This window comes from Nocardioides sp. P5_C9_2 (assembly GCF_054049555.1).
On the sequence record NZ_JBFUMD010000290.1, the window covers coordinates 1 to 6,600 of the forward strand.

At 68.8% G+C, this 6,600-nt stretch carries 7 protein-coding genes; all 7 read right to left on the reverse strand.

Going from position 1 to position 6,600, the window contains the following annotated elements; all coding sequences use genetic code 11:
- On the reverse strand, positions 1–718 hold a 718-nt coding region (locus ACXJKL_RS14160; protein WP_457207685.1), incomplete at its 3' end, for an MFS transporter.
- 72 nt (positions 719–790) lie between these two features.
- The gene (trmB, locus tag ACXJKL_RS14165; protein ID WP_457207686.1) at positions 791–1,528 is read right to left on the reverse strand and encodes a tRNA (guanine(46)-N(7))-methyltransferase TrmB; all 738 of its coding nucleotides are present in this window, start codon (positions 1,526–1,528) and stop codon (positions 791–793) included.
- A gap of 99 nt (positions 1,529–1,627) precedes the next feature.
- Positions 1,628–2,821: an elongation factor Tu gene (gene tuf, locus ACXJKL_RS14170; RefSeq protein WP_457207687.1), complete on the reverse strand. Its 1,194-nt coding sequence runs from the start codon at positions 2,819–2,821 to the stop codon at positions 1,628–1,630.
- 78 nt (positions 2,822–2,899) lie between these two features.
- Complete coding sequence (gene fusA, locus ACXJKL_RS14175; RefSeq protein WP_457207688.1) at positions 2,900–5,014, reverse strand: elongation factor G; 2,115 nt, start codon at positions 5,012–5,014, stop codon at positions 2,900–2,902.
- A gap of 9 nt (positions 5,015–5,023) precedes the next feature.
- Entirely contained in the window at positions 5,024–5,509 is a 486-nt protein-coding gene (gene rpsG / locus ACXJKL_RS14180; protein WP_457207689.1) for a 30S ribosomal protein S7, read from the reverse strand.
- Positions 5,509–5,880 carry a 30S ribosomal protein S12 gene (gene rpsL / locus ACXJKL_RS14185; RefSeq protein ID WP_457207690.1) on the reverse strand — a complete coding sequence of 124 codons (372 nt, stop codon included), beginning with the start codon at positions 5,878–5,880 and terminating at the stop codon, positions 5,509–5,511. The genes rpsG and rpsL overlap by 1 nt, the downstream gene beginning before the upstream one ends.
- 236 nt (positions 5,881–6,116) lie before the next feature.
- The coding region (locus ACXJKL_RS14190) for an MFS transporter (RefSeq protein ID WP_457207691.1) at positions 6,117–6,600 on the reverse strand (484 nt) is incomplete at its 5' end.

The window sequence follows — 6,600 nt, forward strand, 5'->3', positions numbered from 1 at the left end:
GGCTCGAGGAGCTCTCCCGCAGGGCGCGCACCGCGACCGTGGCGGCACCCGTCCCGGGGTCGCGCGGCGGCACCGGGTCGGCCTCCGCCCCGGGACCGGCGCCGTACGCCGTGGTGCCGACGTCGGCGGGCCGGTCGCGCAGCAGCCACAGCACCAGCGGCACCAGGGCCAGCGCGAAGACGCTGACCAGGCCYGCCGCCCACCGCCAGCCCGGGCCGTCCGCGAGCCGGGCGATCGCCGGCAGGAAGACCAGCTGGCCGGTCGAGCTCGCCGCGGAGAAGACCCCGATCACGAGGCCGCGGTGGCGCACGAACCAGCGGTTGGCGACGATCGCCCCGAAGACCAGGGCCAGCGCCCCGGCGCCGGAGCCGACGGCGAGGCCCCACATCAGCCACAGCTGCCACGGGCTGGTCATCACCAGGGTCAGGCCCGAGCCGAGGGCGACGAGGGTGAGGGCGGCAGCGACCACGCGGCGTACACCGAAGCGCTCCATCAGCGCGGCCGCGAAGGGCGCGGTGAGCCCGTAGACGATGAGGTTGAGGCTGACCGCCCCGCTCGTCGTGGCCCGCGACCAGCCGAACTCCTCCTCGAGCGGCACCAGCAGGGCACCGGTCGAGGACCGGAAGCCGGCCGCCGCGACCAGCGCGGCCATCGTGACGGCGGCGACCCACCAGGCCCGGTGGATGCGCGGCTCGGCGCGGGTGGCGGTGGTGGTCACCGCTGAACCCTAGGTCGGCCGCGGCGCCTGCGCCCTCGATGTCCGGCCGAGGAGCGTCGGGATCCCGCCGACTCAGGTGCGGGTGTAGGTGAGGTCGGTGATGTCACGGTGCTTGTCGAGGCCCTTGCGCTCGAAGCGGGTCACCGGGCGGTCCGCCCAGCGCTCCACCCGGCCTCCGGTCAGGAGCGGCTCGGCGTCGAGGACCTCCCTCATCTGGTCCGCGTAGTCGGCCCAGTCGGTCGCCAGACGCCAGTGCGCACCGGGGGCGAGCCGGCTGGCGACGAGGGCCGCGTTGGGCGGGGTGACGAAGCGGCGCTTGTGGTGCTTGGTCTTGTGCCACGGGTCGGGGAAGAACGTCCAGAGCTCGCTGACGCTCCCCGGTGCGAGCAGGTGCTCGATCGACCAGACGGCGTCCACGCCGCAGAAGCGCACGTTGTCGGCTCCCGCCTCGGCCACCCGCCACAGTCCGTCGGCGATGCCCGGACGCCACACCTCGAAGGCGAGCACGTTGACGTCGGGACGCGCCGCGGCCAGCACGGCCGTGGCCTCGCCGACGCCGGACCCGATCTCGACGACCAGCGGGGCGTCGCGGTCGGGCCACCACGACCGGAGGTCGAAGTCGGGCCGGTCGACCGCCTCGTCGGGGATCACCCAGTCGGCCTGGTGGGCTGCCCACCCCTCGGCCTGGCGTGGGGTGAAGCGGCTCCCGCGACGTGAGTAGGTGAGCACCTCGCGCATGCGCCGACCGTCGTCGGTGAGCTTGTGGTGGGGGCGGGCAGGGCGCTCGGGCTCGGGGGACGACTCGGACACGCGGCCATCCTCCCAGTCGGGTCCGCCGTCCCGAAATGGAGCGAGGCCCCGCCTCCCTGAGGGGAGACGGGGCCTCGCTGGTGAAGCGCTGGGATCAGATCACTTGGTGATCTTGACGACCCGGCCGGCGCCGACGGTGCGGCCACCCTCACGGATCGCGAACCGGAGGCCCTCGTCCATGGCGATGGGCTGGATGAGCTCGACCGACATCTCGGTGTTGTCACCCGGCATGACCATCTCGGTGCCCTCGGGCAGGGTCACGACACCGGTCACGTCAGTCGTACGGAAGTAGAACTGGGGACGGTAGTTGTTGAAGAACGGCGTGTGACGGCCGCCCTCGTCCTTGCTGAGGATGTAGACGGACGCCTCGAAGTTCGTGTGCGGCGTCGTGGTGCCCGGCTTGATGACGACCATGCCGCGCTCGATGTCCTCGCGCTTGGTGCCACGGAGGAGCAGACCGACGTTCTCGCCGGCCTGGCCCTCGTCGAGCAGCTTGCGGAACATCTCGACGCCGGTGACGGTCGWCTTCTGCGAGGTCTCGCGGATGCCGATGATCTCGACCTCCTCGTTGACCTTGACGATGCCGCGCTCGAYGCGGCCGGTGATGACGGTGCCACGACCGGTGATCGTGAAGACGTCCTCGACGGGCATGAGGAACGGCTTGTCGGTCTCGCGCTCAGGGGTCGGGATGGACTCGTCCACCGCGTTCATGAGCTCGACGATCGACTCGCCCCACTTCTCGTCACCCTGGAGGGCCGGGAAGGCGGCCACGCGCACGACGGGGATGTCGTCGCCGGGGAACTCGTACTCCGAGAGGAGCTCGCGCACCTCCATCTCGACGAGCTCGATGAGCTCCTCGTCGTCGACCATGTCGCACTTGTTGAGCGCCACGACCAGGGCGGGAACGCCGACCTGGCGGGCGAGCAGCACGTGCTCACGCGTCTGCGGCATCGGACCGTCGGTGGCGGCAACCACGAGGATCGCGCCGTCCATCTGAGCGGCACCGGTGATCATGTTCTTGATGTAGTCCGCGTGACCCGGGCAGTCGACGTGCGCGTAGTGGCGCGCCTCGGTCTGGTACTCGACGTGCGCGATCGAGATCGTGATGCCGCGCTGACGCTCCTCGGGAGCCTTGTCGATCTGGTCGAAGGCCGAGGCCTCGTTCAGGTTCGGGTACTTGTCGTGCAACACCTTGGTGATCGCCGCGGTCAGCGTCGTCTTGCCGTGGTCGATGTGACCGATCGTGCCGATGTTGACGTGCGGCTTGGTCCGCTCGAACTTCGCCTTAGCCACTGGGGCTCCTCCTGGTTGGTTTTGTACGTGAAATCGTGGGTGTGGAACGGGTGGTGCGGGGCCGAGGGCCCGGGGCGACTACTCGCCGCGGACCTTCTTGACGATCTCCTCGGCGATGTTCGAGGGAACCTCGGCGTACGAGTCGAACTCCATGGAGTACGACGCCTGGCCGGAGGTCTTGGACCTCAGGTCGCCAACGTACCCGAACATCTCGGACAGGGGCACAAGGGCGTTGACCACCATGTCCCCGTGACGCTCCTCCTGGGCCTGGATCTGGCCGCGGCGGGAGTTGATGTCGCCGATCACGGTGCCGAGGAAGCTCTCCGGGGTGGTGACCTCGACGGCGAACATGGGCTCGAGCAGGACCGGCTTGGCCTTGCGCGCAGCCTCCTTGAACGCCTGGTTCCCGGCGATCTTGAACGCCAGCTCCGAGGAGTCGACGTCGTGGTAGGCGCCGTCCTGGAGCGTGAACTTGACGTCGACCATGGGGTAGCCGGCGAGGACGCCGAACTCCATGGCGTCCTGGCCGCCCTGGTCCACCGAGGGGATGTACTCCTTGGGGACACGACCACCGGAGACGGAGTTGACGAACTCGTAGCCCGCGCCGGTGCCGGTCTCCGGGTCGATGTTCGGCTCGAGGTCGATGACGACCTTGGCGAACTGGCCGGAGCCACCCGTCTGCTTCTTGTGGGTGTAGGAGTGCTTCTCGACCTTGTTGCGGATGGTCTCGCGGTAGGCGACCTGCGGCTTGCCGACGGTCGCCTCGACGCGGAACTCGCGCTTCATGCGGTCGACGAGGATCTCCAGGTGGAGCTCGCCCATGCCGGCGATGATCGTCTGGCCCGTCTCCTCGTCGGCCTTGACCGTGAAGGTGGGGTCCTCGTCGGAGAGGCGCTGGATCGCGGTGCCCAGCTTCTCCTGGTCGCTCTTGGTCTTGGGCTCGATGGCGACCTCGATCACCGGGGCCGGGAACGTCATCGACTCGAGCACGACCTGGTGCTGCGGGTCGGAGAGCGTGTGACCGGTCTTGGTGTCCTTGAGGCCCATGACGGCCACGATCTGGCCGGCGCCGACCGACGCGATCTCCTCACGCTTGTTGGCGTGCATCTGGTAGACCTTGCCGATCCGCTCCTTGCGACCGTTGACCGAGTTGATCACGGACGCGCCGGCCTCGAGCTTGCCGGAGTAGACGCGGACGTAGATCAGCTTGCCGAGGTGCGGGTCGGAGGCGATCTTGTAGGCGAGGCCGGAGAACGGCTCGTCGTCGGACGGCTGGCGGACGATGACCTCGTCCTCGTCCTTGGGCGAGTGGCCCTGGATGCCGTCGATGTCGAGCGGCGAGGGCAGGAACTTCACGACGGCGTCGAGCAGGGGCTGGACGCCCTTGTTCTTGAACGCGGTGCCGCACAGGACCGGGTTGAGCTTGTCGGCCAGGGTGGCGCGACGGATGGCCGCCTCGAGCTCCTCGACGGTGAAGCTCTCCTCGCCCTCGAGGTACTTCTCCATGATCGTGTCGTCGGCCTCGGCCAGCGTCTCGATGAGCTTCTCGCGGTACTCCGCGGCCTGCTCGGCGAGCTCGGCCGGGATCTCCTCGACCTCGTAGTCCTCACCCATCGTGGTCTCGCCACGCCAGGTCAGGGCACGCATGCCGACGAGGTCGACGACACCGAGGAAGTCGGACTCGGCACCGATCGGGAGCTGGAGGACCAGCGGGGTGGAGTTGAGGCGCTCGACCATCATGTCGACGCAGCGGAAGAAGTCCGCGCCCGTGCGGTCGAGCTTGTTGACGAAGCACATGCGGGGGACCGAGTACTTGTTGGCCTGGCGCCACACCGTCATCGTCTGCGGCTCGACACCGGCGACACCGTCGAACACCGCGACCGCGCCGTCGAGGACCCGCAGGGAGCGCTCGACCTCGGCCGTGAAGTCCACGTGGCCGGGGGTGTCGATGATGTTGATCTGGTGGTTCTTCCACCAGCAGGTGGTCGCAGCAGAGGTGATCGTGATGCCACGCTCCTGCTCCTGCTCCATCCAGTCCATCGTGGCGGCGCCGTCGTGGACCTCACCGATCTTGTAGGAGATACCGGTGTAGAAGAGGATGCGCTCGGTCGTKGTSGTCTTRCCGGCGTCGATRTGCGCCATGATGCCGATGTTGCGGACCTTGTTGAGGTCGGTGGTGATGTCGACAGCCACTGTTGGGTCTCAGTCCCTCGAAAAAAGTTGGTGGGCGGTGGGTGGCGGGGTGTTGGACTCGGCCATCTTGTGGGTGTCCTCGCGCTTCTTCACAGCGGCACCGAGGCCGTTGGACGCGTCGAGGATCTCGTTCATGAGGCGCTCGGCCATGGTCTTCTCACGGCGGTCGGCGGCGTAGCCGACGAGCCAGCGCAGGGCCAGCGTCGTGCTGCGGTTGGCCTTGACCTCGATCGGGACCTGGTAGGTCGCACCACCGACGCGGCGGGACTTGACCTCGATGGCCGGCTTGACGTTGTCGAGCGCGCGCTTCAGCGTGACGACGGGGTCGGTGCCGGTCTTCTCACGGCAGCCCTCGAGCGCCGTGTAGACGATGCGCTGCGCAACCTGCTTCTTGCCGTCCTGGAGGACCTTGCTGACCAGCTGCGTGACGATCTGCGAGCCGTAGACCGGGTCGACGACGAGGGGGCGCTTGGGAGCGGGACCCTTGCGAGGCATTACTTCTCCTTCTTCGCGCCGTAGCGGCTGCGGGCCTGCTTGCGGTTCTTGACACCCTGGGTGTCGAGCGTGCCGCGGATGATCTTGTAGCGGACACCGGGAAGGTCCTTCACGCGGCCGCCGCGCACGAGCACGATCGAGTGCTCCTGCAGGTTGTGACCGACACCCGGGATGTAGGCCGTGACCTCGACGCCGGAGCTGAGGCGCACGCGGGCGACCTTGCGGAGGGCGGAGTTCGGCTTCTTGGGGGTGGTGGTGTAGACGCGGGTGCAGACGCCGCGGCGCTGCGGAGATCCCTTCAGGGCAGGCGTCTTGGACTTCGACACCTTGTCCTGACGGCCMTTGCGGACCAACTGATTGATGGTGGGCACCGAGTGGTTCCCTTTCTTGGTGTATCTCTCGCAACGGCGACCTGCCGAGGCGGTAGTGGTCGGGAACTGCCGCTCAGGAGCGGTGGTGCCCGGCGCACGACGTGCTGTGCGCTGTCGTGGATGGGCCCCCCGCCGGTCCGAGCCGGACAGGCCTGAGGGCAGGCCAAACACGAGGAGTCAATCTACCGGCCGCCCCGAGGAGGGTCAAAACGCCATGGACGGGGTCGGCCGGCCCCTCAACCGGCCGCTCGACCCGCGGCGGCGTCGCTCAGGGCGGGCGTGCGGCGCGGGATCACCGAGACACCCTGGGCACGCGCGAAGACCAGGGTGGCGAGGCTGACGCCGGCGATGGTGAGCAGGCCGCCGAGCACCAGGGTCCACCGGGCGCCGAACGTCTCCCCGATCCAGCCGATGACCGGTGCGCCCGCGGGCGTGCCGCCCATGAAGATCATCATGTAGAGCGCCATCACCCGTCCGCGCATCCCCGGCTCGGTGTTGAGCTGCATGTAGGCGTTGGCGCTCGTGATGAGGGTGAGCGCGCTGAGCCCGATGAGCGGCGTGACCAGGGCATAGGTGAGGTACGACGGCATCAGGCCCGCGATGGTGACCACAGTGCCGAAGACGAGCCCGGCACCGATCACCAGCCGGTGCCGCACCCGGGTGCGACCGGCCGCCACCAGGGCGCCGGTCAGCGAGCCCACGGCCAGGAAGGTGCCCAGC

Excerpts from the sequence above, each read along its gene's own strand:
- rpsG (WP_457207689.1), bottom strand. The coding sequence starts at position 5,509 with ATGCCTCGCAAGGGTCCCGCTCCCAAGCGCCCCCTCGTCGTCGACCCG.